The sequence below is a fragment of the Nocardia otitidiscaviarum genome, assembly GCF_007362295.1.
GTDB lineage: Bacteria > Actinomycetota > Actinomycetes > Mycobacteriales > Mycobacteriaceae > Nocardia > Nocardia otitidiscaviarum.
Map to the genome: position 1 here is coordinate 1694924 of NZ_CP041695.1, position 25841 is coordinate 1720764.

The following is a 25841-nucleotide window of genomic DNA, read 5'->3' on the forward strand; positions in this document are numbered from 1 at the left end:
GGAGGTTGCATGAGCGAGGGCTACCGGGCCGCGGCGCGTGGACTCAGCCGCCGGTCGCTGTTCGCCTCCACCGGTCTGCTCGGCGTGGCCGCCTTCGCCGCGAACACCCTGAACGGCCCACCCGGTGTCCGGCACGTCCTGCTGCGCAACGTCTACGAGGAGATCACGCCCGTCGTATCGGGGCCGGTGATCCGGCGCGAGCGCGTCTACTCGGCGGCACGCGGGCGCGAGGTGGACGTGGTCACCATCCTGCCGCCCGGCGTGCGGGTACGCGACCTGCCCATCTCGATTCTGCTGCACGGCCTGAAGGGCAATGCGCACACCGCCGCCGGGGTCGGCGGGATCGGCCACGCATTGGCCGCCGCCGTCACGACGCGGCAGGTGCCGCCCTTCGGATTCCTCGCCGTCGACGGCGGGGACAACTACTGGCACGAGAATCATCCCGGCGACGACCCGATGTCCATGCTGCTCGACGAGGTGCCGCACTGGCTCGCCGCCCGCGGCCACGACGAAACGCCCTTCGCCTGCACCGGTGTGTCCATGGGCGGCTTCGGCGCCATGCTCTACGCCCGCCGTCGCACCGAACGCGGCGATCCGGCGCGGGCGGTGGCCACCATCTCGCCGGGATTGCTGACCTCCTGGGCGGATATGAGCAGGCGCAATGCCTTCGCCAGTGAAAGCCAGTGGGCCGCACTGGATCCGCTGCGCAATATCGGTAAACTCGGACCCGCTCCGATGGCGCTCTGGTGTGGGGACCGCGACAAGTTCGTGCACGGCTGCCGTGAGTTCATCGCCCGTGCGCCGCTGGAGATCGCGTCCATCACACCGGGTGCGCATACCGACGCGTACTGGCGCACGGTGATGCCGGATGTGGTGGCTTTCCTGGGCAGGCATATCGGCTGAACCCTCGTGTTGCCAAGGGATGCCGGGGTGTGCCAGGTGGGTGGAACGTCGGGGGCGCGCCCGTGCGGTGCGAGGTGTCGTGTGGACCTGCCGGTATCGCAGCAGGGTCGCAGCGACGACCGGCGTGATCACCGATCGGGCCGCGAATCCGGCGTGATCATCGCTCCGGCAGCGAGTCCCGTTCCGGCCGCGAGCCCGGGGTGATCAGCCCCGTCTCGTAGGCGAGCGCGACCAGCTGGGCTCGGTCGCGGGCGTCGAGTTTGGTCAGCAGTCGCCCGACATGGGTCCGCGCGGTGGCGGGACTCATGTGCAGCGTCGCCGCGATCTCGGAATTCGACCGTCCCGCACCGACTTCGGCCAGCACCTCGCGTTCCCGGGCGGTGAGCCGGTCCAGGAGTTCGGCGGCACGCGGGTGCGGTCCGGCCGCGGCCGCCAGCATCACGCGGCGGGTGACGGCGGGGGAGAGCAGGGCGTCGCCGCGCGCCACGATCCGCACCGCCTCCCGCAGCCCGTCCGGGTCGGTGTCCTTGAGCAGGAATCCGGCGGCCCCGGCGCGCATGGCCTCCAGCAGATTGTCGTCGGTGTCGAAGGTGGTGAGCACCACCACCCGGACGTCGCGCAGTTCCGGTTGCGCGACAATGTGTTTCGTCGCCGCCAGGCCGTCGCCGCCCGGCATGCGGATATCCATGAGCACCACGTCGGGCCGAGTGGCGGCGACCAGTTCCACCCCGGTCGCGCCGGTGGCTGCCTCGCCCACCACCTCGATATCGTCGGCGCGCTCCAGCAGCGCCCGCAGCCCCTCCCGCACCAGATGCTGGTCGTCCACCAGCGCCACCCGGATCATGCCGCGCTCCGCGCCGGTATGCGCGCCTCCACCATGAACCCTCCCTGCCGTCGATTCTCCGCGCGCAGATCGCCGCCGAGCAGCGCCACGCGTTCGCGCATGCCGATGATCCCCCACCCGGCCGTGTCGCCTCGGGATCCGCGGCCGTCGTCGGCGATGCGCACCACCAATTCGGCGGCCTCGCGGCGTAATTCGATGTCGACGGTGCGGGCGTCCGCGTGGCGCAGCACATTGCTCAGCGATTCCTGGATCACGCGGTAGGCGGTGGTCTCGACAATGGCGGGCAGCGGGGCGGTACCGCCCGAGCGGGTGCAGGTCACCGTCGGACCGGAATCCCTTGTGACCGTGATCAGTTCGTCGAGCCGGTCGAGGCCCGGCGTCGGCGGTTCGGCGGCATCCGGGGCGCGCAGGGCGTCGACGGTGGCGCGCAACTCCCGGCTCGCCTCCCGGCAGGCGGTGCGGGCGGCGGTCAGGGAGCGCTCCGCGGTGTCCGGATCGTCCCGCAGCGATTCGCGGGCCACATCGGTGTGCAGGGCGATCACCGACACCGTGTGCGCGAGCAGATCGTGCAGGTCGCGGGCGATGCGCACCCGCTGCCGCTCGACCCGGCGCGCGGCCTCGCGCTCGCGCTCCACCGCCGCCGTCCGCTCCCGCCGCTGAAGTTCGGCACGCCAGCCGCGCCGGGAGCGAATACTGTCGCCGAGCGCGATCACCGCCGCCATCAAACCGGCCGAGGACGGAAGTTCCAGTCCGAGAACGAAACCCAGATTGTCGCCCTGCACCACCCGCACGGCGGTGGAGATCGCCAGCAGGGCCAGCGCGGTGCCCGCCGCCCACCACAGCCGCCCGCGCTCCGCCGCCGAGAACAGAGCCGCCGCCACCGGCAGCGCCAACCCGATCGGCGGATAGTCGAGCATGTAGTAGACCAGCAGCGCCGCACCCGACACCAGCAGCGTGCCGACCGGCCAGCGGCGGCGCACCAGCATCAACGCGCCGAACAGCGCCCCGAAGGCATAGGCGGACGGCGCGACCCCGGCGGCCGACCCGCCGACATTGGCGGTGATCGCGGTGCCGACCACCACCAGGGTCAGCATGCCGAGAGCGAGGTCGACCAGCCGCGCACGGTGCTCGGCGCGGTTCGTCTCGGCCGGGGTTCCGGCATCGGCGGGCATCGGCCACCGCCTCGGTTCCGCCTGCCCGACGCGGGATTCCGATTCCGCGCCGGGAAGACGCCTGCCGGTTCGCGACTCGTTCGGATGCATCTCACCAGCCCCGCTTCCCACGTGTGTCACGGCCGCCTTCGCCTATCGAGTGCGATCGGTGATCCTCGCCAGCAACCATGCCACCGCACCGGTGGCCGCACCGAGCAGCACGCCGGTGAGCACACTGCTGCCCAGGGCGAAGGCACGCATCACCAACTCCTCGGTGCCCGGCGAGAACCTGCCTTCGAGATTGCCACCCAGCCGCGGCGGATCGTCGGCGAAGGCGGCGTTCCAGAGCAGCTGGTGCGTGAGCGCCAGCAGCAGGCCGTAACAGGCGCCGACCGCGAGCAGCGCCGGGAAGGGATTCGGCACCCGCCGCCACAGCACATAGCCGATCCACACCGCGATCGGCACGAACACCAGCACCGCGTTGACCACCGCGGGCACCGGCCCCAGATCGTGCGCGATCACCCGGGGCACGCCCAGCGCCGCCAGCACGATCACCGCGAGCGGGGAGAGGCCGAGCGTGTTCCTCATGCGTTCCCCGGTGCTCATCCGATGCCCCCTCGGGCACGAACCGTCCCGCGCCGTCCGCTCATGCCGCCACCTCCCGAGTCGTGCGGACCTCACTAGCGGTCGTCTGCCGGTACACCCGCAGGAAGCCGATGAACGCCAGCACCGCGGTCACCCCGCTCATGGCCAGCCGCACCCAGTGCCCGTTCTCGAACTCCGTCGCGGTCCGCCGCAGCACCTCCGTCGAATGCACGGCCGCGCCCTCGTCGAACATGATCTCGTTGCGCGGCCAGAAGTAGAGCGCCGAGAACAGGAACTCACCCAGCACCAGCGAGCCCAGACTGCCCAGCAGCCACCAGCGTGCCCCCGGAACCCGCCAGGCCAGCACGGTGGACGCCACCGCGGCCAGCACCGTGAGCGCCCCCATCGGCGGGAAGAAGTCCGCGGGTCCGGTCACCTCGAAGAAGTCCGACGCCTCGGCCAGCGATGCGGGCACATCGTGGAAGACATTCGGGTAGATGATGATCGTCTCCACCGCGATCCCCCCGAACGCCACCATCGCGATCCACACGTACGCCGTCGGAACGGCCAATCCGATCCACTGTTTTCGCATGTGGGCGACGGTAGGGAAGTCCAGGGGCCGTTACATCGGCCCGCACGCCCCATCGGAGTACGTCATTCGACGTACACGGCCGGTCGGCTACTGCTGGCCTAGGACAACCGTGCCCCGCCGCGGTATGCGGCGGGGCACGGGAAGCAGACGCGGGCGGGAGTCAGCGGCGGCGGATGGTGCGCTGCATACCCTTCATCTTCGCGCCGGTGGGCATGGGGCCCTTGGGCAGCGCCGGGCCGCCTCGGGTGGCGAGCGCGGACAGGCGGCCCTCGATGAGTTCCATGCGCTTGGCGTCGATATTGCGGGGGAGTTTGGTGAGGAAACGCTGCAGGTCCTTCAGCGCGACCTGGCCCTCGTCATTGCCGATGACGATGTCGTAGATGGGGGTGTCGCCGACCAGGCGGGCGACCTTCTTCTTCTCCTGGGCGAGCAGCGACTTCACCCGGCCCGGCGAGCCCTCCGCCACCAGGATCACCCCGGGCAGGCCGATGACGCGGTGCACGGCGTCGAGCTGGGTGGTGGCGGCGACACCGGGAGTGACACGCCATTTGCCCTGCAGGTTGTCCAGCACCCACGCGGCCGCACCCGCCTGCCCCTCCGCCTTGGCGTAGACGTTCTTCTGCACGCGACGGCCGAAGATGATGAACGCGGCCAGCGCGCCGAGCAGCACGCCGATCGGCAGCAGGAACCACTGCAGATCGAAGATCAGCCCGATGATCAGGAACAGCGCCGTCACGCCGACCAGCGCGCCGATCATCAGCGGCAGCAGCAGCTTGTCTTCCTTGCGCTGCATCTGGAACGCCTGCCAGAGCTGCTGACGACGCTCCTTCGACGCCTGCTTGCGCGCCGCCTTCGCCGCGGCCTTCGCTTCCTTCGACGGCTTGCCGCCCTTACCTGCTGCCATGTCACTCAGGATAATGGCCGCGCACCCGCCGATCCCCGCCGGGATCGCGAGGTTTCGCGCGGCGTCACCGCCGCGCCCCCGCTGTGGCTCGGAAACAGCGGGCACGGCGGGGCTCGGTCGTCCGATCCACCGGCCCGATCGCCGTGGCGTGTGCTGCCGTGTCACCGGTCGCCGTGTCATGCGGTCACCGTGTCGTCCGGCCGCTTCGGTCCGTCGTGCCGAGCCCGCTGGTGCGCGGGTACCCGCAGGCCGGCGGGGTGGGACCCGTCGCTCGCGCTTACGGTGGTCGGGTGACGTGGGGTGTGCTGGTCGACCGGGTGCGAGCGCTCCGGTCGGCGGTGCGGTATCTGGTGATCGGCGGGGCGACGTCGCTGCTGTCGATCTTCGTTCTGGTCGCGCTGCTCGCGGCGGGCGCACTGTGTCTGGTGGGCGTGGGAATTCCCTTGCTGCCCGATGCGGTCCGAATGATCCGGCCGCTGCTCGGATTCGAGCGCACCCGGGCGGGGGAGCGGTTGGGGGAGGCGATTCCGGAGGTGTACCGGCCCTTCGCCGCGCCGCTGCGGCAGCGGGTGGCCACGGTGTTCACCGATCCCGCGAACCGGCGCGATATCGGCTGGCTGTGCGTGCACGCCGTCACCGGCTCGACGCTCGCGGCTCTCGCCGTCGCACTGCCGTTGAGCGCGGTCAACCAGCTGCTGATACCGCTGTACTGGCAGGCGCTGCCGCCCGGATCGATCGCGACCTTCGGCCTTCCCGTCACCTCGTGGCCGACCGCACTGGTCAATCTCGCCTTCGCGATTCCCATCGGCGCGCTGACCCTGCTGATCCCCGCCATGGCCCGCGGGCAGGCACGGGTCGCCCGCCGGTTCCTCGCCCCCGCCCCCGATATCGCCCTCGCGGGCCGGGTCGCCGAGCTGACCGCCACCCGCGCCGCCGCCCTCGACGCCCACGGCGCGGAACTGCGCCGCATCGAACGCGATCTGCACGACGGCGCGCAGGCCCGCATCGCTGCGGTGATCATGCAGCTGGGGCTGGCCGAGCAACTGCACGACCGCGACCCCGACCGAGCCCGCGAACTCATGCGGAAGGCCCAGGACACCGCGACCGACGCGCTCGCCGAACTCCGCGACGTACTGCGCAGCGTCTACCCGCCGGTGCTGGCGGATCGCGGTCTGGCCAGCGCCGTCTCCGCCCTCGCCGCCCGCAGTCCGATTCCGTGCGCGCTGGAGGTCGCCACCACCGGCCGCTGGCCCGCCGCCGTCGAGGCGGCCGCCTATTTCGTTGTGGCGGAAGCCATTACCAATGCGACCAAACATTCCGGCGCGCGGTCGGTCACGGTCTCGGTCGCCGGTGACGCCGACCTGCTCACGGTGCGGGTGCGCGATGACGGCATCGGTGCGGCCCGGGAGATCGACGGTGGTGGCTTGGCGGGCATCCGCCGTCGCGCCGAGGCACTCGACGGCCGCATGACCCTGACCAGCCCCGCGGGTGGGCCGACGGTGCTGCGGGTGGATCTGCCGTCGCGGCTGTGACCCGGGGCTCGTCGCGGTCCCGGGCCGTGGTCACGCCTCGGTAGGGTGTGCGTCGTGGAGTCGCTGTGCGCGTCATGATCGCCGAGGACGATGCCCTGCTGCGGGAGGGGCTCGTCCTGCTGCTGAACACCGCCGGGATCGAGGTGGTCGCGGCCGTCGACAATGCCGGCGACCTCCTGGCCGCGCTCGCGGGGGAGCGGCCCGACGCCGTGGTGGTGGATGTGCGGCTGCCGCCGACCTTCACCGACGACGGCCTGCGAGCGGCGGTGCGCGCCCGCGAGATTCACCCCGGGCTGCCGGTGCTGGTGCTCTCGGCGTACGTGGAGGACAGCTACGCCGCCGAACTGCTCGGCGACGGCGCCGGTGGTGTCGGCTACCTGCTGAAGGAACGCGTCGGCAAGGTCGCCCGCTTCCTGGACTCCCTGCGCCGGGTAGCCGACGGCGGAACGGCCATGGATCCCGAGGTGATCTCCCAACTGCTGGTGCGCCGCCAGGCCGATGACCCGCTGGCGGCGCTCACCCCGCGCGAGCGCGAGGTGCTGGCGCTCATGGCGGAGGGCCACGACAACGCCACCATCGCCGAACGCCTCGTGGTCAGTGAAGGCGCTGTGCTGAAACACATTCGGAGCATCTTCGCCAAGCTCGGGCTGGGGGCCGACGAGTCGGGGCACCGGCGGGTGCTGGCGGTGCTCGCCTACCTCAACGCGTGAGGCCCGAAACCCGGGCGGGTTTCGGGCCCGCACGTCAGTCGGCGGCGCAGGTGATATCCGATTCCGGCAGGGTGCCGTCCCGGAAGTACGCGTTCACGGCGTCGTAGACGCACGTGTTCGGATAGCGGCCGAAGATCCAGTGAATCGGCACATCCCGCAGCGTCACCAGTCGTGACGCCGACAGCGCGCGGTGCATGCCCTCCGCATTGGCGTAGGTCGTGCGGGTGTCGCCGGTCGACTGCACGATCAGGGCCGGTACCGAATTGTCCACCACCGTGCGGGGTTCCGTGGGCGCGGCCCAGAAGGCGCAGGGCGTGATGTTGTCGGTGAACGACCCGAACACCGGTGCCGTGGTCCGCGACCGCTCGAGGTTGTTCCAGTACCAGAGCGGATCGCGCGGTGCGTCCACGTCGCCGCACATGATCGCCATCTGCGCCGAATTGTCCTCGGGCTCGGCGGCGAGCACGAAGGCGAGCCCCTGGTCCAGCTCCGGCGTGATCGCCACCGGCAGGCCCCGCGCCGCGTCCCGTAGCAGCGCCACCTGCTCGGCGACCATTCCGTACTGTCGTGGATCGTCGAGCCCGGTGAACAGCATCAGCGGCAGTTCGTGCGCGCTCACCGCGAACTCGCCGATCCGGATCGGCTGTTCCCCCGAACGCCGCAGCAGTTCCAGCACGGTCGCCCGCACCTGCTCACGGGTGGCTCCGAGACCGTAGTCGCGTTCGTGTCCGGCGGTCCAGTCCGCCCACAGGTCCAGCGCCGCCTCATTGGCCGGACCCATATCCCGCACCATGTCCACCGGTCCGTTGCGTTCCGGGTCGACCGCGCTGTCCAGCACCATCCGATCCACCCGGTCCGGGAACAGCTCGGTGTACACCGCGCCCAGATAGGTGCCGTACGAGGTGCCGAAGTAGCTGATCCGCTCGGCGTCGAGCACCGCGCGGATCACATCCATATCCCGCGCGGTATTGCGGGTGGTGATGTGCCGCAACCGTTCTCCCTCCGCGGTGGCGCAGCGCGCGGCCAGCTCGGCCTGTGACGCCACGGACGCCGCGAAGCTCGCCGCGTCCGGACCCGCCGCCTGCAGCCCGATGCCGCGCGGCCAGTCACACCGGACCGGCGCGGAGCGTCCGACTCCGCGCGGATCCATACCGATCAGGTCGTAGCTCGCCTTCACCTCGGGCGTCATGGCCGCCCCGACATCCACCATGAAGTCCAGCCCGCTGCCACCCGGACCGCCGGGATTCGACAGCATGACACCGCGTTTGCGCTCCGGATCGGCGGCGATGCGCGAGATGGCGACGGTCGTCGTCTGCCCGTCCGGCCGGCCGTAGTCGAGCGGAACGGTGACGTCGGCGCACTGCGCCCCGGCCTCGTCGAGGCGTTCCTGATCGCAGGGCCGCCAGTCCACCCGCTGGTGGTGGAAGCGGTCCAGCTCGGGCGCGGCGGCGGTGTCCGCGGTGGCACAGCCGATTCCGAAGGGCAGTACCAGGCACAGCGCCGCGAACCATTTACCGAAGCTCATGCCGCACGCACCAGTCGCATGGGCTGATTGTGCGCCACCGGGTCGGCCGTGCCCGGCCGCTCGACCGGCGTGTCGAGCTCCGCCGTGCCCGCGAGCGCCCCGGCCGGCGCCACCCGGCCGGTGCGACACCGAAATGCCCTACTGCGCAATATAATTCCTCCTGCTCGGAAGCGGGAACCGATGCGCCCGCTCACCCTTCCGAGGTTAGGAATCCACACCGGTCACGTCAGTGCCGCGCACACCCGAATTCGAACTCCGGTACGCACCCGCCCGGTGGTAGCGCCAGCACTACCACCGCGCCGCACCGCTATGAGCAAGGTCACGCGGGAAGTTCCCGGCCCGGTGATTGCCTTGCCGCCAGGCTGTTTTCACCGGGCCGCGACCGGCCCGGCAACGCCGACCCCCATCGGAAGGATCGCCACCCACAATGCCGTGGACGCTCGACCGTGCCGCCCGCCGTACCCGTCCGACCCTGGTCGCCGTACTCGCCGCCACCGCCCTGTCGACGGGCTGCGCCGGAATGACGATCCAGACCGCCCCGCCCGGCCCCGCCGAGACCGCGTACCTGTCGGCGGCGGGCGTCCCGACCACCGAGGAGGCCCGTGCCCTGCTCGACACCCTGCCGGTGAAGGGACGCGCCCCCAAGACCGGCTACGACCGGGATCGGTTCGGCGACAGCTGGTCCGACGACGTGGATGTGGCGGGCGGCCACAATGGCTGCGATACCCGCAACGACATCCTCGCCCGCGACCTCACCGGCATCACCCACAAGCCCGGCACCCGCGACTGCGTGGTCGCCACCGGCACCCTGGCCGACCCGTACACCGGCACCACCATCGACTTCCGGCGCGGCCAGCACACCTCCGCCGCCGTCCAGATCGACCATGTCGTCGCCCTGTCCGACGCCTGGCAGAAGGGCGCGCAACAGCTGGACCCGCGCCAGCGCCGCAACTTCGCCAACGATCCGCGCAACCTGCTCGCCGTCGACGGCCCCGCCAATCAGCGCAAGAGCGACAGCGACGCCGCCTCCTGGCTGCCGCCCAACAAGCCCTACCGCTGTGTCTACGTCGCCAAGCAGATCGACGTCAAAGCGGCCTACGCACTCTGGGTGACCCGGGCCGAGAAGGACGCCATGACACGCGTTCTCGACGCCTGCTGACGGTCAGGCGGATGATGCGGCCTGGTCGCGGATGCCGTTTGCGAGCTGCGCGGGTACCGGTTCGTGCCGCACGTAGCGGCGGGTGAAGTCGGCCGCGCCGCGGGCCAGTGAGCGCAGATCGATGGCGTAGCGGCTCAATTCGAGTTCGGGGACCTCGGCCCTGATCGCGGTGCGGCCGCCGCGCCCGATCGGTTCCGTGCCGAGCACCCGCCCCCGCCGGCTCGACAGGTCACCGAGCACCGGCCCCACGTAGTCGTCCGAAACCACCACCAGCACTTCGGCTATGGGCTCGAGCAGGTTGATGCGGGCCGCGGCGGCGGCCTCGCGCAGGGCGAGCGCGCCCGCGGTCTGGAAGGCCGCGTCGGAGGAGTCGACGGAGTGGGCCTTGCCGTCGTACAGCGTCACTCGCACGTCGACCAGCGGGTATCCGGCCACCACGCCGCGCGCGGCCTGCGCCCGCACACCCTTCTCCACCGAGGGAATGAACTGGCGCGGCACGACGCCGCCCACCACCTTGTCCACGAACTCGATACCGGAGCCCTCCGGCAGCGGCTGCACCTCGATCTCGCAGATGGCGTACTGGCCGTGGCCGCCCGACTGCTTCACATGCCGCCCGCGGCCGGTGGCGGCGCCGGCGAAGGTCTCCCGCAGCGCCACCCTGTGCTCGACCACATCGACCTGTACGCCGAACCGGGTGCGCAGACGCTCGAGCGCCACCTCGCGGTGCGCCTCACCCAGACACCACAGCACCAGCTGCCGGGTATCGGGATTCTGTTCCAGCCGCACCGTCGGATCCTCGGCCACCAGTCGGCTCAGGCCCTGGGAGAGTTTGTCCTCGTCGGCCTTGGAATGCGCCGCGATGGCCACCGGCAGCAGCGGATCGGGCAGCGTCCACGGCTCGATGAGCAGCGGAGCGTCCTTGGCCGAGAGGGTGTCGCCGGTTTCGGCGCGCGACAGTTTGGTGACACAGGCGATATCGCCCGCGATGGCCTGACCGAGCGGCCGCTGCTGCTTGCCGAACGGTGCGGAGACGGCCCCCACCCGCTCATCGGCGTCGTGATTGGTGGTCTCGGACGGCCCGTGCCCGCACACGTGCACGGTGTCGTCGGTGCGCAGCGTGCCGGAGAACACCCGCACCAGCGACATCCGGCCGACATACGGGTCGGAGGAGGTGCGGATCACCTCGGCGGCCAGAGGCCCCTTCGGATCGCATACCAGCGGTTCGGGTGTGCCCCCGGTGGTTCCGGTCGCGGAGACGGGATGTTCGGCGGGCGTGGGGAATCCACGCGTGATCAGCTCCAGGATCTCCATGGTGCCCAGCCCCTGCCGCGCCCCCTCCGGTGGCGGCGCGGCGATCAGCACGGGATGGAAACTGCCTCGTGCGACGGCCTTTTCGAGATCGGCCTCCAGGGTGGCGAGGTCGATGTCCTCGCCGCCGATGTAGCGGTCCATGAGGGTCTCGTCCTCGCTCTCGGCGATGATGCCCTCGATGAGCCGGTTGCGCGCCTCCTCGAGCTGCGCCACCTGCTCCGGGGTGGCCGGGGTCTCGGTGTGCGCACCGGCGGAGTAGTCGTAGACGTGCTGGGAGAGCAGGTCGATCAGCCCCAGCACCGGCCGGTGGCCGTCGGCGGCCTTCTCCCCGTAGACCGGGAGATGCAGCGGCAGTATGGATTCCGCGGCTCCGCCGCCCAGGATGTCGCGACAGGTCTCGGTCATCTCGTCGAAATCCGCGCGCGCGGTGTCGAGGTGGGTGAGCACGATGGCGCGCGGCATGCCCACTCTGGCGCATTCCTCCCACAGCGCCAGCGTCGGCCCGCTCACCCCCTCCACTCCGGCGGCGGCCGAGAGCACGAAAAGGGCCGCGTCCGCAGCGCGCAGACCGGCCCGCAATTCCCCGACGAAGTCCGCGTAGCCGGGGGTGTCCAATAGGTTGATCTTGTAATGCTCCCACCCCATCGGCACCACCGACAGCTGCACCGACCGGTGCTGTCGCTGTTCGATGTCGTCGTAGTCGGACACCGCGGTCCCGTCCTCGACCCGACCACATCTGGGCACCGCCCCCGTGGCCACCGCCAGCGCCTCCACCAGCGTGGTCTTCCCGGACCCGCTGTGCCCGACCAGCACCACATTGCGTATGTCCTCCGGCCGGTCGGCCGTCACTGCCCTACCGTTCGCGCCTGCCGACGCACTCGTCTTCTCGACCATCTGGCTCGCTCCCCTGGTCGCCACGTGCGGTACTTCGAGCTTCCCACCAGGGAGCGGATCGCGTCCACGAATCGGCCGATACGCCATCTTGCGTTGGATACGACGATGGCCCGGACATTGTCCGGGCCATCGTCGACAGGTCTGTGCCGCGGCTCAGGAACCGAAGCGGGCCAGCACCGAGGTGGCCTCCTGCGAGGCGGTGCCCTCCTCGGCGAGATGCGCCATCTCGGGCGCGATCTCGCGGCCGTGGTGCCGCATGGCCTGGGCGTAGAGGCGACCCGCGCGGTAGGAGGAGCGGACCAGCGGGCCCGCCATGACACCGGCGAAGCCGATCTCCTCGGCCGTGCGGGAGTGCTCGACGAACTCCTCCGGCTTGACCCAGCGGTCCACCGGGTGGTGGCGCGGCGACGGGCGCAGGTACTGGGTGATGGTGAGGATGTCGCAGCCCGCCTCGTGCAGGTCGCGCATGGCCTGGGTGACCTCCTCCGGGGTCTCGCCCATGCCCAGGATGAGGTTGGACTTGGTGACCAGCCCGGCCTCGCGGGCAGCGGTGATCACGGCCAGGGAGCGCTCGTAGCGGAAGGCGGGGCGGATGCGCTTGAACACGCGCGGCACCGTCTCCACATTGTGGGCGAGCACCTCGGGACGGCTGGAGAACACCTCGGCCAGCTGGTCCGGGTCGGCGTTGAAGTCGGGGATGAGCAGCTCCACGCCCGTGTGCGGGTTGAGCCGCTTGATGGCGCGCACGGTTTCGGCGTACAGCCACGCGCCGCCGTCGTCCAGGTCGTCGCGGGCCACACCGGTGACCGTCGAGTAGCGCAGCCCCATGGCCTGCACGCTTTCGGCCACCCGGCGCGGTTCGTCGCGGTCCAGCGCCTTGGGTTTGCCGGTGTCGATCTGGCAGAAGTCGCAGCGGCGGGTGCACTGGTCACCGCCGATCAGGAAGGTGGCCTCGCGGTCTTCCCAGCACTCGAAGATGTTGGGACAGCCCGCTTCCTCGCAGACCGTGTGCAGCCCTTCACGTTTCACCAGGCCCTTGAGTTCGGAGTACTCCGGACCCATGGTGGCGCGGGTGCGAATCCACTTGGGCTTGCGCTCGATCGGCGTCTCGGCGTTGCGCGCCTCGATGCGGAGCAGCTTGCGGCCCGCGGGTGCGGCGGCGCGCTCGGACGCGGCGGGTGCCGTGGAGCCCGCCGCAGGGTCGGCCGCGGTCGGGTGGTTCGATGTCGGGGTGTCGACGGAGGTCACTTCTTCGACTCTACGCTCGTGATCTTCGGCTCGTGGAGGGCCCTCAGGCCTCGACTTTCGCCGGACCGCTCGCCTCGGACTTCGACCCCGACGCCGCCTCCGGCCGCGGCTCGGCCACCTTGGCGGTCTCACGGGCGACGACGTGCTCGCTCACCGGCAGCTCCCCGTCGAGGGCCCGCGCGATGGCCTCGGCCACCAGCGGCCGCACCTCGGCCACGGTCACCTCGCGCCCCAGTTCCCGGGTCAGCGTGGTCACCCCGGCATCGCGGATTCCGCACGGCACTATCGTCTGGAAACCGTCCAGCGCCGAATTGCAGTTGAACGACACCCCGTGCAGGGTGACGCCGCGCTGCACCCGCACCCCGATGGCGGAGATCTTGCGTTCGGGCTGGAAGTCGTTCGCGGGCACCCACACTCCCGAACGGCCCTCCACGCGACCGGCGTGCAGTCCCAGCTGCCCGCACACGTGGATGATGGCCTCCTCGAGCCGTCGCACGTAGGCGACCACGTCGACGGGTTCGGCCAAGCGGACGATCGGATAGCCGACCAGCTGCCCGGGCCCGTGCCAGGTGATCTTGCCGCCCCGGTCCACCTCGATCACCGGGCTGCCGTCGATCGGCATGTCCTCGGGTTCGGTGCGGCGGCCCGCGGTGAAGACCGACGGATGTTCGAGCAGCAGCAGCCGGTCCTGACCGATGCCCTCGGCGCGTTCGGCGGCGATCGCGCGCTGGCGGTCCCAGGCGAGGGTGTAGTCGATCAGACCCAGATCCTCGACCAGCAGCGGCGTGCTGTCGTAGCGGGCCGAGACGCCGGTGGCCGAGGTTGCGGCCGGGGTGCTCGGGGCGGGGGTGGTGCGCTCGCTCACGACTGTGACGTTACGCCATCGCCGAGGACGAGTTGCATGAGTGTCAGATCCATCCAGCGGCCGAACTTGTGCCCGACCTCGGGCAGCTGTCCGACGATCGCGAAGCCGAACTTCTCGTGCAGGGCGATGGAGGTGGTGTTGCCGGATTCGATGGCGGCGATCATGGCGTGCACGCCGCCCCGGCGCGCCCGCGCCAGCAGTTCGCTCATCAGCGCGGTGGCCACGCCGCGCCGGTGGAACCGGTCGGAGACGTACACCGAGTTCTCCACGGAGAAGCGGTATCCCGACTTGGGCCGGAACTGTCCATAGCTGGCGTATCCGGCGACCGCGCCGTCGATCTCGGCGACCAGGATGGGGCATCCGGCATCGGTGCGGGCCTGGAACCAGGCCGTGCGCTCGCCGAGATCGGCGAGTTCGGTATCCCAGATGGCTGTGGTCTCGGCGATGGCGTGGTTGTGGATCACCAGGATTTCCGGCAGATCGCTCGGGCGGGCGTCGCGCACCAGCAGGTCGGCCGGTGCGAGCACGGCGGGGGATGGGGCGTCGCTCACCCGTTCACGGTAGCCAGCGCCGGGCTGTGACGCCGCTCTCGCCCGGCTATCGGTCCAGGCAGGCGAGGAATTCGGTGGTATCGCCGAGATGTGGCACGCACTGGAACGGGTTGTCGAAGTCCGGAATCGAATACCCGGCGGTGAGGATGGCGAGAGTGAGAACCAATTCGCCGGCGATCAATTTGACATCAATGGTTTTGAACATGGCGGTCACGCCCGTCTCGCTCGGCGGCCCGCTTACCTGCAGCAACGGGTCTTACGTGGGGTTATCCATGGTAGCTACTGACGGGTTACCCGGCTATAGCCGCGCGAAACAGGGCACGCCCCAGTGGTGGCACCGGTCAGGGTCAGCGGTCGCCGAGGGCGGCGAGCGCCGCGCCGATGGTGGGGTGCGTGAAGGTGTAGCCGCTCTCCTCGAGGACAGCGGGAATCGCGCGCTGGCCGTGCAGAATGGCCTCGTCCGCGAACTCGCCGAGGGCTAGGCGCAGGGCGAAGGCGGGGACGACGAACGGTGCGGGCCGGTGCAGCGCGCGCCCCAGCGCCCGGTTGAACTCGGCATTGGTGACCGGGGCGGGGCCGACCATGTTCACCGGCCCGGAGACTGCCGGTCGGGTGAGGGCGTGCACGATACCGCCGATCTCGTCGTCGAGCGAGATCCACGGCATGTACTGGCGACCGTTGCCGATACGGCCGCCCAGTCCGAGGGAGTACAGCGGCCGCAGCATGCCGAGCATGCCGCCGTGCGCGGACATGACCACGGCACTGCGCAGCAGCACGGTACGCGTTCCGGCGTCGACGGCCGGTTGCGTCGCGGCCTCCCAGTCCCGGCACAGCGCCGCCAGGAATCCCGTTCCGGCCGGGTCGCTCTCGGTGAGCACCCGGTCACCGGTGTCCATGCCGTAGTAGCCGATGGCGCTGGCGTTGACCAGCGTCGGCACTCCGGCGGTGGCGACCGCCGAGGCCAGCACATCGGTGGGGATGATGCGGCTGTCGCGCAGCTCCTGTTTGAAGCTGCCGGTCCAGCGCCGCCGCCCGATGCTGGCGCCGCAGAGGTTCACCACGGCGTCGGCATCGCGCAGCGCGCGCTGATCCAGGTCGGCGCGGGCCGGGTCCCAGGAGAACTCGTCGCGGGCGCGCACGGGACGGCGCACGAGGCGCGCCACCTCGTGCCCGTCGCGGCGCAGTGCCGCGACCAGTGCCGTCCCGATCAGCCCGGAGGACCCGGCCACCACGACCTTCATGACTACAGGCCGAGATCGCCCTCGAAGGCCGCCTCTTCCAGCCGGTGTCGGATGGTGGTGAGGAAGCGGCCGGCGTCGGCGCCGTCGATGAGCCGGTGGTCGTAGGTCAGCGGCAGGTACGCCATGGAGCGGATGCCGATGGCCTCACTGCCGTTGTCGCTGATCACCATGGGGCGCTTGACGATCGCGCCGGTGCCCAGCATGGCGGCCTGCGGCGGCACCAGAATCGGGGTGTCGAACAGCGCACCCTGCGAACCGATGTTGGTGATGGTGAAGGTGCCGCCCGACAGCTCGTCCGGCTTGAGGCCGCCGGTGCGCGCCCGGTTGGCGATATCGGCGATGGCCCGGGCCAGTCCCGCGAGGGACAGGTCGTTGGCGTTGTGGATGACCGGGGACAGCAGACCCTGCTCGGTGTCGACCGCGATGCCGAGGTTGACCACCGAGTGGTAGGTGATCTCCTTCTTCTCCGGGTCGTAGGAGGCGTTCACGTTCGGGTGCACGCCCAGCGCCTCGATGGCGGCCTTGGCGAAGAACGGCAGGAACGTGAGCTTGACGCCCTCGCGCTGCTGGAAGGAGTTCTTGGCCTTGGCCCGCAGCGCCGCGATCTTGGTGAGATCGGCCTCGTGCACCTGGGTGAGCTGCGCGGTGGTCTGCAGCGACTCCAGGGTCTTGGTGGCGGTGATCTGCCGGATGCGGCTGGCCTTCTGGGTGGTGCCCGGAAGGTGGGCCAGCTGCGGGCGCGGGGCCGCGGTGGCGGCGGGCGCGGCGGCAGCGGGAGCCGACGGGGCGGCGGCGGCCGGGGCCGGAGCCTTCTTGGCCTCGGCGGCGGCGAGTACATCCTGCTTGCGGATGCGGCCGCCGACACCGGAGCCGTTCACGGCGGCGAGGTCGACGCCGTGCTCGGCGGCGAGCTTGCGCACCAGCGGGGTGACGTAGGGTCCGCCGCCACCGTTGGTGGAGGGCTCCTCGGCCGGGGTCGCACCGGCGGGGACCGGGGCGGGCTTCTGCTCGGGGGCGGGCGCGGGGGCCGGCGCGGGCTTGGGTGCCGCGGCGGCGGGCTGCGGAGCGGGCTCGGGCTTGGGTTCCGGCTTCGGCTCGGGGGCCGGGGCGGGAGCCGGGGCCGGGGCGGGCGCGGAAGCCGGTGCGCCGCTGCCGATCACGCCGAGCTGGCCGCCGACATTGACCACGTCGTCTTCCTGCGCGGTGATCTCCAGCAGGGTGCCCGCGATGGGCGAGGGGATCTCGGTGTCGACCTTGTCGGTGGACACCTCGAGCAGCGGCTCGTCGACCGCGACCTGATCGCCGACCTGCTTGAGCCAGCGGGTGACGGTGCCCTCGGTGACGGACTCGCCGAGCTCGGGCATCTTCACCGGGGTGCCCTCGGCGGGACCGGAGGAGGCGGCGGCGGGCGCGGGCTCGGGGGCGGGCGCGCTGGCGGCCGGGGCCGGCTCGGGCTCGGGGGCCGGAGCGGGCTTCTCCTCGGCGGCCGGGGCCGCGGCTTCGGGGGCGGGCGCGGAAGCGGGTGCGGGAGCCTCGTTGGCGTCACCGATCACACCGAGTTCGCCGCCGACCTCGACGACGTCGTCCTCCTGGGCGGAGATCTTGACCAGGGTGCCCGCGGCAGGCGACGGGATTTCGGTGTCGACCTTGTCGGTGGAGACCTCGAGCAGCGGCTCGTCGACCTCGACCGTGTCTCCTTCCTGCTTCAGCCACCTGGTCACAGTGCCCTCGGTGACGCTCTCACCAAGAGCCGGCATCTGGACGGAGAAGGCCATGTCCGTTGACTCCTCTGACTGCTCGTCGGGTTAAACAGTTCGTTCTCTCGGCGGGTCTCCACCGCGGGTCGCGGGGTCCCGTACAGCCACAGCCAATTCTGTGGCCCCGGAGATCCGTAGGTTGTTGTTCCGGATACCCATCCTTGCACTACCGCGCGTGCGGCGTGTCACAGGGCGGTCGTTGCGTCCACCTCTCGGGACGGCCACCGCCGCCGTGAGCGGGCGCGGCGACGCGGCGAGCAGCGGTGATAGCCGATCGCGCGTGTCACAACTCACCGCGCGCGAGCACTGTGACCCGAGAATTCGGGTCGCCACTCTTCCCACCACCTGGGAATGTTCCCGACCTGCCCGACGCCGTGTGCGGCCCGTGGGCCTCGAACTCGCCAGTGCCGAGCGTGGTCTCGAATCCGAGCACCGCGCGAGCTCCGGCTGTGTATTCGCTGTGGAGTCCGGGCGCGCCCGTCCCCACCTGGTGTTTCGCTGGCAGTATCGAGGGTGGGAAGGAACGTTTCCCAGGCTCCGGAGAGGAGGTTGCCGGATGGGATTCCTGGATCGGCTCCGCGGTGGTGCCGCCGGCGCGCGGGCGGCGGATATCGACTACCTGCGGGACTGGACGCGCACCCGTCGGGGTGTGGAGGCGTTCGTGGAACCGCGGACCACGGTGACGGACGTGTCGGTGGCACTGGTGGCCCACGACGGCGAATGGACCCGCCGGGTGGTGGGTGAGCGTGGCGCGCACCGGCTGTCGGGTGAGCTCGGCATCCCCGTCTACGACGTGCGTAAGGTCGGATATCCGCAGCGGATGCGCGATTACGACGCCCGCCGCCGCATCGAGCGGCGGCGCGCCATGCTCGCCGACGACTGACGGGCGTCAGCGCGCCCGCAGGCCCGGCCAGCCGTATTGCGGCGGCCCGCCCGCGAGTCCGGCGCGGTGCGCGACCGGGGCCGCCGCGGTCTCGGCAGCCGGGGCCTGTTGCTGCGCGGCCTGCTGCTGCCGGAGCTGTTCGGCCGTCTGCCGCCGGAATTCGTCCATGTCCATCCACTGCACCTGCTGCACCACGTCTTCCAGCTGCGCGGCGGTCAGGTAGCCGGCGTGCTTGTAGACCGGCAGCCCCTCGCGGAAGGCCATGATGGTCGGGTAGCCGGTGAGTTCGGCCATGGCGGCCAGCGCGGGTTCGGTCTCCCCGTTGACGGTGGCGTGCACGATCTGCGGATGGGTCACCGAGGATGCGTCGTAGACGGGTGCGAAGCGCTTGCACCATCCGCACCAGTCGGCCCAGAAGTCCACCAGCACTATGTGATTGCTCGCCACCACCTGGCGGAAGTCCTGCTGGGTCAGCGCGCGTGTGGCCATTGAGGTCCCTCCCGAACGGCCCGGACCGTGGAGCCGCCCGTCGACTGCATCGGTCCGGATTATTGCACGGCCGTAATCGGCCGTCCGACAGCCGGTTTGCCGTGCGCGGTGGGGCCGGTGCCGACCCCACCGCGCGGTCGCGGCTATTCCGCGGCGATGTCCTCGATGGTCGCGATGAGGGTGCGAACCGGGACGCCCGTGCCACCCTTCGGGGTGTAGCCGAACGGTCCGCCGGTGTTGTACGACGGTCCGGCGATATCGACGTGCGCCCACTGCAGCCCGTCCGCGACGAACTCCTTCAGGAAGAGCCCGGCCGAGAGCATGCCGCCCCAGCGGTGGTTGGTGACATTGGCCAGGTCCGCGATCTTGGAGTTGAGGTCGGCGCGCAGTTCCGCGGGCAGCGGCATGGGCCAACCGTTCTCGCCGACGCTCTGGGACAGGCGGGCCACCCGGTCCCGGAACTCCTCGGTGCCCATGACGCCCGGGGTGCGGGTGCCCAGGGCCACCATCTGCGCCCCGGTGAGGGTGGCGACGTCGATGAGGTAGTCCGGCTCGTCCTCACCGGCGCGCACCATGGCGTCGGCCAGGATGAGCCGACCCTCGGCATCGGTATTGAGCACCTCGACGGTGGTGCCGCCGTACTGGGTGAGCACATCGCCCGGTCGCTGGGCGGTTGCCGAGGGCATGTTCTCGGCCATGGGCACGGTCGCGGTGACGGTGACCGGCAGGCTCAGCCGGGCGGCGAGCAGGGTGGTGGCGATGACCGCCGCCGCACCCGCCATGTCGGAGGTCATGTTCTCCATGTTCTGCGCGGGCTTGATGGAGATGCCGCCGGTGTCGAAGGTGATGCCCTTGCCGACCAGCGCGACCTTCTTGTCGCCGCCCGCGTAGGTGATGCGGATCAGCCGCGGCGGCCGCGAGGAGCCCTTGCCGACGCCGAGAATGCCGCCGTATCCGCCGTCGGCGAGGGCCTGCTCGTCGAGGATCTCCACCTGGAGTCCGGCGGCCTTGGCCAATTCCGCGGCGCGGTCGGCGAATTCGGCGGGGAACAGGTCGTTGGGCGGGGTGTTGACGAAATCCCGTGCGGTGGCGACGGCTTCGGCCACGGCCTGGGCGCGGAACAGCGCCTCCTCACCGAATCCTGGGTCGGGCACCAGGAATTCGACCCGTTTGACCGGGGTCTCCTCCGGCTTGGGCGCGGACTTCCCCTTGTACGGCGTGAAGGTGTACGCGCCCAGGTAGAAGCCCTCGGCCGCCGCGCCCAGATCCAGTCCGGACAGCGTGGTGACGGCGGTGCCGACCCCGCTCAGCGCCCGCCCGGCGACACCGGCCGATTTGCGGATCTGTTCCGCGTCGATCTTGTCGAGCGCGCCGAGCCCGACCGCCAGCACACTGTCCACGCCCAGTCCGGCGGGCGCGGGCACCCGGGTCAGCTCCTCGCCCTTGCCCTTGGCCCCGACCGCGGTCAGCGCGGTCAGCAGAGTCGCGCGCGTCTCGGCATCGAGTACGTCGCCGAACGCGTCCGCCGGGGCGATCGCGGGTCCGTCGTCGGAACTCGTGAGTCCGATGACGAGGACATCGGCCTCGCCGATGCCTACGGTGCGTACCAATTCCGGTCCGAGCGAACGATCTGCAACAGCTGTCATGGCTGCCACGTTACTGCGCCCTCCGCGGACCGGCGTGCCGGGCGCGACGGTATCGGTTGCTGTCGAATTGCGGGTGGGTAACGTAACGCCTCGCATAGGACTTTTCGGGTCAGGCACCAACGCATCCCGCACCGTGTGGAGTGCCGCAGTGGTAGCGGCCGCGATCGTGGCCGCCTTCGCGGTGGGCTTCCTGATCAACCGCTCCGACGAGCCGGCGCCGGGTTCCGGCGGGTAGTTCGGGGACGCGGCACGGCATTATCGCCTGGTGCCGCGCCGCTCGGTATGCGACCGTGATCGGACCATGAACGACAGGGACGTAGTGAAAGTGTCCAAGCGGCTGTCGAACTGGCTGCGGCATCACCCCGAGGCCATCGGCTTGGACCTGGACGCGGCGGGTTGGGTGCCCGTCGCGGCGCTGCTGCGACAGGCGGCCGCGCACGGAAAGGGTTTCACGCGCGCTCAGCTCGACCTCGTCGTCGAGCGGAACAACAAGCGGCGCTTCGAATTCGACGCGAGCGGCACCCGGATCCGGGCACGGCAGGGTCACTCCGTTCCGGTGGACCTCGGCTACGCCCCGGCCGCGCCGCCCGCGCGGCTCTACCACGGCACGGCCCGATCGAACCTCCCATTGATCCGGTCGCGGGGCCTGCTCCCCATGCGCCGCCATGCCGTGCACCTGTCCGCCGATCCGGACACCGCCCGCACAGTGGGCACACGGCACGGCAGCCCGGCCGTTCTCGCCGTGGCGGCGGCGGATATGCACCGCGACGGCCACGAGTTCTTCGTCACCGGCAATGGTGTCTGGCTGGTGGCCGAGGTCCCGCCCCGATATCTGGGCGTCGCGGACTCGACCGCGGTGTCCTAGCGGTCGGGTGCTCCGCTGGGCGCGTGCTCGGTGGGGTAGTGGCGCGCGGCGATGCCTTCGAAGAGCAGTGCGAGGCAATCCCCGAGCAGCCGGTCCAGGTCCAGATCGAGGCCCCCGGCTTCGTTTTCGAAGTAGCGCACGAGCATCGGGTGGGATTCGGGGGTGACCATCTCCACCACGTCCTCGGCGGTGGTCTGCGGACCGAGCGGGGCGCGTTCGGAGGTGAGCAGCAGCGCCAGTCCCTGCACCAGGCCGGATACCGACAGGTAGACGGTGAGCATGCTCTCCCGCGTCATACCCGGTCGGTAGAGGGCGGTGAAGGCGCGCTCCAGGGAGTCGAGCAGGGTCGGTCCCAGCGGCGGGCGGGTCTGCGCGAGCACCGGCAGCATCCAGGGGTGGCGGCGGTAGAGCCGCCATTCGCCGAGCGCCTCGTAACCGAGCCCGTCCCGCCAGCCGGTGAGATCGGCTGGGGGCGGAGGGGTTTCGGCGAGCGTCAATTCCGCCATCTCCGCGAGCAGGGTGTCGCGGTCGGGGAAGTGGCGGTACAGGCTGGCGGTCGCCACGCCCAGTTCGGTGGCGAGACGGCGCATGGACAGCCCCTCCAGGCCCTCCCGATCGGCGAGTTCCACGGCCGCGCGCACCACGGCGACGGTGGTGAGCCGTCGCGGCGGGCTGCGACGCGGTGGCGCGGCCGGCCGCGACCGCGCCCGGTAGGCCCGCGCCTGACAGGACCGTGAGCAGTACCGGCGTCGGCGTCCGCGTGACGGATGCGTGATCGCCTCGCCGCACACCGCGCACTCCGGCGTCTCTGGTTTCATCACGACATCCAGTGTGACGAAATTGTCGTAACCCCGTCGGCATCGCCATACCTTGGCCCCCGAAGACACCGTTCAGATCGGGAGGTTGCAGAGATGGGTACGACGGAGATGGTGACGACGCCGACGGTCCGCCGCGCGGGCTTGGACGAGCTCGACCGGGTGGCCGCGGTCTTCGCCGAGGCGACCGCCGACGAGGTGGTGTTCAGCTGGATCATGGCGGGGCATCCGGAGATCTCCCGACAGTTCCGCGCGCAGTACGCGCCGGAGATGATCGAGCGCACCATGCGCGAGGACGAGGTGTGGGTCGCCGGGGCCGGGGACGAGATCTGGGCGGTCTCGCTGTGGCAGACCGTCACCGGCCGGGAGCGCGTCCAGCGCGAAGCCGAGCAGATGCGTGAGCTGTACGAACAGGCTCCGCTGCCGCCCTTCCGGCGTTTGCGGGCGCTGTCGGGTCTGCTGGAGCAGAGTCACCCGACCGAATTCCCGCACCGCTATCTACAGGTCATCGTGACGCTGCCGCAGCACCGCGGCAAGGGCGCGGGAGCCGCCATCGTCACCGAGCGGGCCAAGGCGGCCTCCGAGGCGGGCGTCCCCGCCTACCTGGAGGCCAGCACCGAACGCTCCTCGCGCCTGTACGCGCGCTGCGGGTTCGTCCTCGACGGCGACCTCATCGAATTGCCGGAGAACGGTCCCACCCTGCGGCCCATGTGGTTCCGCGGCTGAGATCGACGGTCGGCGGGCGCTCGCCAGCGGTCGGAAGAGGCATCCGCCCCGGTCACCGCGACCGGGGTCGGCTGCCTTCACACGGCGACAGCGGGCAACCCCGGCACGCGTCGGGCAGGCATCGAGGTCCGGCGCACCGCGTCCTGGACGAACTCCAGAATCGCCTCGGTGACCGCGCGATATCCCGGCTCGTGCAGCAGATCGTGCCCGGCGTCGAGGAATTCGCGCATCCGCGTGCCCGGCCGCTGCGCGCACCACCGCTTGATCGGCGCGATCGGAGCCCGCCGGTCGTCGCAGCCGTGCAGCACCAGCGTGGGGACGCGCGGGGCCGGAACGTCCAGGATCGCGGCTCGTTCCGGCGATCCCAGCAGCACCACGCCCGACACCGAGTCCACCACGGCACCTCGGTCCTGCATGGCGATGAGCGCGGTACCGGCTCCGAGGGAATGCCCGACCATGATCAGCGGTAGCTCGGGGTGTTCGGTTCGCGCCAGTGCGGTGAGCCGCACCGCATTGGCCGCGAGATCGTCGATGGGCGGCATGGCCTCGCTGTCGCCTTCGCTCAGGCCGTGTCCGATGTGGTCGATGCCCCACACGTCGACACCGGATCGATTGGCCGCGCGGCAGAACCGGTGGTAATCGGCGCTCTGCTGTCCGAGCCCGTGCAGCAGAACGACTACCGCCCTGGGGTTTTCGATCGGCCACCTCCGGTAATGCACCAGGCCGCTCACACCCTCGAAATAACGCACCGAGGCATTGTGGCAGATCTGAGGTCATCCTCATTTGTGTTCTGGCTCACGATAGAGCGCATGATGTTTCAACCCGCCGGTGTCGTAACCGGTCGCCGCGGGTCCGGGTTACTAGGCTGAACCGGATCGTCGCGGCGGTCATGGGATGAAGGGTTTCGAACTGGTGGAGTTGCGCGGTGAGGTGGTGTCCGGGGAGCGTGCGCGCTCGGTGGGATTCGCCGAAGCCGACGGCTTCGACTGGGCGTGGCCCGACAAGAGCGGCCGTATTCTGCACTTCGAACGCCCGCAACGCATCTGGGAGCAGAACCCGGTACCGGGCCGCAGCCGCCCCTACGTGGTCGCCACCTTCAACCTGAAGGGCGGGGTGGGCAAGACGACCACCACCGCGGCCCTGGCGGAGATCCTGTCCGCCGAGTTCGGCAAGCGGGTGCTGCTCATCGACCTCGATCCGCAGCGCAATCTCACCACCATGATGGTCGGTGAACGCCGGGCGGTCGAACTGGATGCCGGTGCGGACACCTTGGCGGCGGTGTTCGGCGATGTGGTGGAGGGCTACCGCCCGCGCGACGCGGCCGGGCTGGTGCAGCCCCGCGTCTCCGCCATGCGCACCGTCACCTCGGTGGACCTGCTGCCGTCCTCACTCAAACTCATTGCGCTCCAGGACGATCTGACCCACGTCCGGGCGGTGGATCCGACCGCCGTGCTGGCCGACTCGCTCAGCGGCGTGCTGTTCGACTACGACTATGTGCTGATCGACTGTCCGCCGAGTCTGGGCCTGGTCACCCAGAACGGCCTGCGCATCGCCGACGGCTACCTCATCCCGACCATTCCAGATTTCATGTCCACCTACGGCATTCCGGCGGTGCAGGCCAGAATCCGGCAGCTGTCGGCGCGGTGGGGCGCTCCCATCGAGGAGTTGGGCGTGGTGGTCACCAAGTACCGCCGCTCCTCGGCCGTGCATCAGCGCATACTTGACGACCTGCGCCGGGACCGCAGTCTGCCGCGCCTGTTCCCGACGCGGATTCCGGAATCGAATCAGATCGCGGCGGCCGCGGAATACCTCGACTTCGGCAGTCTGCGGCAGAAGTACGGGACCGGTGGACAGTTCCTGGCACTGCGCGAGCTGACCGACGATTTCCTGTCCACCACCAGGATCAAGCTGGCGTGGGGGCGATAGCGGGCGGTTCGGCCGCCGGGGCCGTCGCCAGCACCCGCTCCGGCGCTCCGGAGTCGGCGAGTCCGCCGTCGCGCATCAGCAGGCAGTGATCCGCGCCGAGCGCCTCGGCGCGGTCGTGCGTGGCGTGCACGACGGTGATCCCGGACGCGGCGGTTTCCCGGATCGTGCGCGAGATCTGCTGCTGTGCTTCGATATCCAACCCGACGGCGGGCTCGTCCAGCAGCAGCAGGTCCGCCTGCTGCGCCAGGGCGCGCGCGAGTAGCGCGCGCTGTCGCTGACCGCCCGAGAGGTCGGTGAGCCGCCGCGCGGCGAGGTGGGCGATTCCCATCCGCTCCAGGCAGTCCGCCACGACGCGTCGGTCGTCGCGGGTGAGCCGCCGCCATGGCCCGCGATGTGCCCAGCGGCCCATGGCCACGGTCTCGCGCACCGTGATCGGGAGGGTCGAGGGCACGCTGCCCTGCTGGACGACGAGCGCGGGTCGGCGGCTGCCGGTGCGTTCGGCGGTGCCCGCCGAGGGGGTGATCACTCCGGCCAGGACGCCGAGCAGGGTGGATTTCCCCGATCCGTTGTGCCCCACGAGCGCGGTCACCCGACCGGCCGGGATGTCGGCCGTGATCTCGTGCAGCACCGCTCGGGATCGATAACCGGCGGTTAGCCCTCGCAGCCGCACCGCCGCGGTGTCGCGATCGTTCACTTCATCACCTAACTTGTATTGAAAA

The 25841-nt window shown here is 70.6% G+C and carries 25 protein-coding genes and 1 pseudogene; 8 read left to right on the top strand and 18 right to left on the bottom strand.

The window, feature by feature from the left end:
* Positions 1-9 precede the first annotated feature (9 nt).
* On the top strand, positions 10-903 hold the full coding sequence (locus FOH10_RS07160) for an alpha/beta hydrolase (protein WP_143980123.1): 894 nt from the start codon (positions 10-12) through the stop codon (positions 901-903).
* 157 nt (positions 904-1060) lie between these two features.
* On the opposite strand, the gene FOH10_RS07165 is transcribed toward FOH10_RS07160, so the two are convergent.
* The 5 genes from FOH10_RS07165 to FOH10_RS07185 all read right to left on the bottom strand — a co-directional run bounded on the left by FOH10_RS07165 (position 1061) and on the right by FOH10_RS07185 (position 4979).
* Positions 1061-1747 (bottom strand): response regulator, encoded by a 687-nt coding sequence (locus tag FOH10_RS07165; protein ID WP_143980124.1) that lies wholly within the window; start codon positions 1745-1747, stop codon positions 1061-1063.
* Positions 1744-2919 (bottom strand): sensor histidine kinase, encoded by a 1176-nt coding sequence (locus FOH10_RS07170; protein WP_186000748.1) that lies wholly within the window; start codon positions 2917-2919, stop codon positions 1744-1746. The genes FOH10_RS07165 and FOH10_RS07170 overlap by 4 nt, the downstream gene beginning before the upstream one ends.
* 132 nt (positions 2920-3051) lie before the next feature.
* Positions 3052-3504, bottom strand: a complete 453-nt coding sequence (locus tag FOH10_RS07175; RefSeq protein WP_143980126.1) for a hypothetical protein — start codon at positions 3502-3504, stop codon at positions 3052-3054.
* A gap of 40 nt (positions 3505-3544) precedes the next feature.
* Entirely contained in the window at positions 3545-4075 is a 531-nt protein-coding gene (locus FOH10_RS07180; RefSeq protein WP_143980127.1) for an anthrone oxygenase family protein, read from the bottom strand.
* Positions 4076-4235: 160 nt separating this feature from the next.
* Entirely contained in the window at positions 4236-4979 is a 744-nt protein-coding gene (locus FOH10_RS07185; protein WP_029932553.1) for a DUF4191 domain-containing protein, read from the bottom strand.
* A 290-nt stretch (positions 4980-5269) separates the two neighbouring features.
* Between FOH10_RS07185 and FOH10_RS07190 the strand changes: the two genes are divergently transcribed.
* Positions 5270-6511: a sensor histidine kinase gene (locus FOH10_RS07190; RefSeq protein WP_221937937.1), complete on the top strand. Its 1242-nt coding sequence runs from the start codon at positions 5270-5272 to the stop codon at positions 6509-6511.
* A 65-nt stretch (positions 6512-6576) separates the two neighbouring features.
* On the top strand, positions 6577-7221 hold the full coding sequence (locus tag FOH10_RS07195; protein ID WP_143980128.1) for a response regulator: 645 nt from the start codon (positions 6577-6579) through the stop codon (positions 7219-7221).
* 34 nt (positions 7222-7255) lie between these two features.
* Here FOH10_RS07195 and FOH10_RS07200 read toward each other — a convergent pair whose 3' ends face one another.
* The gene (locus FOH10_RS07200) at positions 7256-8746 is read right to left on the bottom strand and encodes an alpha/beta fold hydrolase (RefSeq protein WP_143980129.1); all 1491 of its coding nucleotides are present in this window, start codon (positions 8744-8746) and stop codon (positions 7256-7258) included.
* A 427-nt stretch (positions 8747-9173) separates the two neighbouring features.
* Between FOH10_RS07200 and FOH10_RS07205 the strand changes: the two are divergent.
* Positions 9174-9902: pseudogene (locus FOH10_RS07205) on the top strand (HNH endonuclease family protein); the annotation flags it as partial.
* Positions 9903-9908: 6 nt separating this feature from the next.
* Here the strand turns inward: FOH10_RS07205 and FOH10_RS07210 are convergent.
* The 7 genes from FOH10_RS07210 to sucB form a co-directional block, all read right to left on the bottom strand.
* On the bottom strand, positions 9909-12110 hold the full coding sequence (locus FOH10_RS07210) for an elongation factor G-like protein EF-G2 (protein ID WP_143980131.1): 2202 nt from the start codon (positions 12108-12110) through the stop codon (positions 9909-9911).
* Between the two features lie 153 nt (positions 12111-12263).
* Positions 12264-13358, bottom strand: coding sequence for a lipoyl synthase (gene lipA, locus FOH10_RS07215; RefSeq protein ID WP_425326132.1), 1095 nt, complete (start codon positions 13356-13358; stop codon positions 12264-12266).
* A gap of 43 nt (positions 13359-13401) precedes the next feature.
* A complete protein-coding gene (lipB, locus tag FOH10_RS07220; RefSeq protein WP_143980132.1) occupies positions 13402-14223 on the bottom strand; it encodes a lipoyl(octanoyl) transferase LipB in 822 nt (273 codons plus the stop codon).
* Complete coding sequence (locus FOH10_RS07225) at positions 14220-14732, bottom strand: GNAT family N-acetyltransferase (RefSeq protein WP_039811978.1); 513 nt, start codon at positions 14730-14732, stop codon at positions 14220-14222. The genes lipB and FOH10_RS07225 overlap by 4 nt, the downstream gene beginning before the upstream one ends.
* A gap of 88 nt (positions 14733-14820) precedes the next feature.
* Complete coding sequence (locus FOH10_RS34725; RefSeq protein ID WP_186000749.1) at positions 14821-14979, bottom strand: hypothetical protein; 159 nt, start codon at positions 14977-14979, stop codon at positions 14821-14823.
* 142 nt (positions 14980-15121) lie between these two features.
* Complete coding sequence (locus FOH10_RS07230; protein ID WP_143980133.1) at positions 15122-16015, bottom strand: TIGR01777 family oxidoreductase; 894 nt, start codon at positions 16013-16015, stop codon at positions 15122-15124.
* A 2-nt stretch (positions 16016-16017) separates the two neighbouring features.
* Positions 16018-17790 carry a 2-oxoglutarate dehydrogenase, E2 component, dihydrolipoamide succinyltransferase gene (sucB, locus tag FOH10_RS07235; RefSeq protein WP_143980134.1) on the bottom strand — a complete coding sequence of 591 codons (1773 nt, stop codon included), beginning with the start codon at positions 17788-17790 and terminating at the stop codon, positions 16018-16020.
* Positions 17791-18328: 538 nt separating this feature from the next.
* Between sucB and FOH10_RS07240 the strand changes: the two genes are divergently transcribed.
* On the top strand, positions 18329-18655 hold the full coding sequence (locus FOH10_RS07240) for a hypothetical protein (protein ID WP_039814114.1): 327 nt from the start codon (positions 18329-18331) through the stop codon (positions 18653-18655).
* Positions 18656-18661: 6 nt separating this feature from the next.
* Here the strand turns inward: FOH10_RS07240 and FOH10_RS07245 are convergent, their stop codons facing one another.
* Entirely contained in the window at positions 18662-19144 is a 483-nt protein-coding gene (locus tag FOH10_RS07245; RefSeq protein ID WP_143980135.1) for a thioredoxin family protein, read from the bottom strand.
* 143 nt (positions 19145-19287) lie between these two features.
* Positions 19288-20790 carry a leucyl aminopeptidase gene (locus FOH10_RS07250; protein ID WP_143980136.1) on the bottom strand — a complete coding sequence of 501 codons (1503 nt, stop codon included), beginning with the start codon at positions 20788-20790 and terminating at the stop codon, positions 19288-19290.
* A 301-nt stretch (positions 20791-21091) separates the two neighbouring features.
* On the opposite strand from FOH10_RS07250, the gene FOH10_RS07255 reads away from it, so the two are divergent.
* Positions 21092-21655 carry an RNA 2'-phosphotransferase gene (locus tag FOH10_RS07255; RefSeq protein ID WP_143980137.1) on the top strand — a complete coding sequence of 188 codons (564 nt, stop codon included), beginning with the start codon at positions 21092-21094 and terminating at the stop codon, positions 21653-21655.
* Here FOH10_RS07255 and FOH10_RS07260 read toward each other — a convergent pair.
* Entirely contained in the window at positions 21652-22473 is an 822-nt protein-coding gene (locus FOH10_RS07260; protein WP_143983910.1) for a TetR/AcrR family transcriptional regulator, read from the bottom strand. The two genes, FOH10_RS07255 and FOH10_RS07260, sit on opposite strands and share 4 nt — an antisense overlap.
* Before the next feature lie 93 nt (positions 22474-22566).
* Here FOH10_RS07260 and FOH10_RS07265 point away from each other — a divergent pair, with 93 nt between their 5' ends.
* Positions 22567-23196 (top strand): GNAT family N-acetyltransferase, encoded by a 630-nt coding sequence (locus FOH10_RS07265; protein WP_228812376.1) that lies wholly within the window; start codon positions 22567-22569, stop codon positions 23194-23196.
* A 77-nt stretch (positions 23197-23273) separates the two neighbouring features.
* On the opposite strand, the gene FOH10_RS07270 is transcribed toward FOH10_RS07265, so the two are convergent.
* The gene (locus FOH10_RS07270) at positions 23274-23945 is read right to left on the bottom strand and encodes an alpha/beta hydrolase (protein WP_143980138.1); all 672 of its coding nucleotides are present in this window, start codon (positions 23943-23945) and stop codon (positions 23274-23276) included.
* Positions 23946-24090: 145 nt separating this feature from the next.
* Here FOH10_RS07270 and FOH10_RS07275 point away from each other — a divergent pair, with 145 nt between their 5' ends.
* Positions 24091-25122 carry a ParA family protein gene (locus FOH10_RS07275; RefSeq protein ID WP_143980139.1) on the top strand — a complete coding sequence of 344 codons (1032 nt, stop codon included), beginning with the start codon at positions 24091-24093 and terminating at the stop codon, positions 25120-25122.
* Here the strand turns inward: FOH10_RS07275 and aztA are convergent.
* Complete coding sequence (aztA, locus tag FOH10_RS07280; RefSeq protein ID WP_244961741.1) at positions 25100-25816, bottom strand: zinc ABC transporter ATP-binding protein AztA; 717 nt, start codon at positions 25814-25816, stop codon at positions 25100-25102. The genes FOH10_RS07275 and aztA overlap by 23 nt on opposite strands.
* Between the last annotated feature and the right edge of the window lie 25 nt (positions 25817-25841).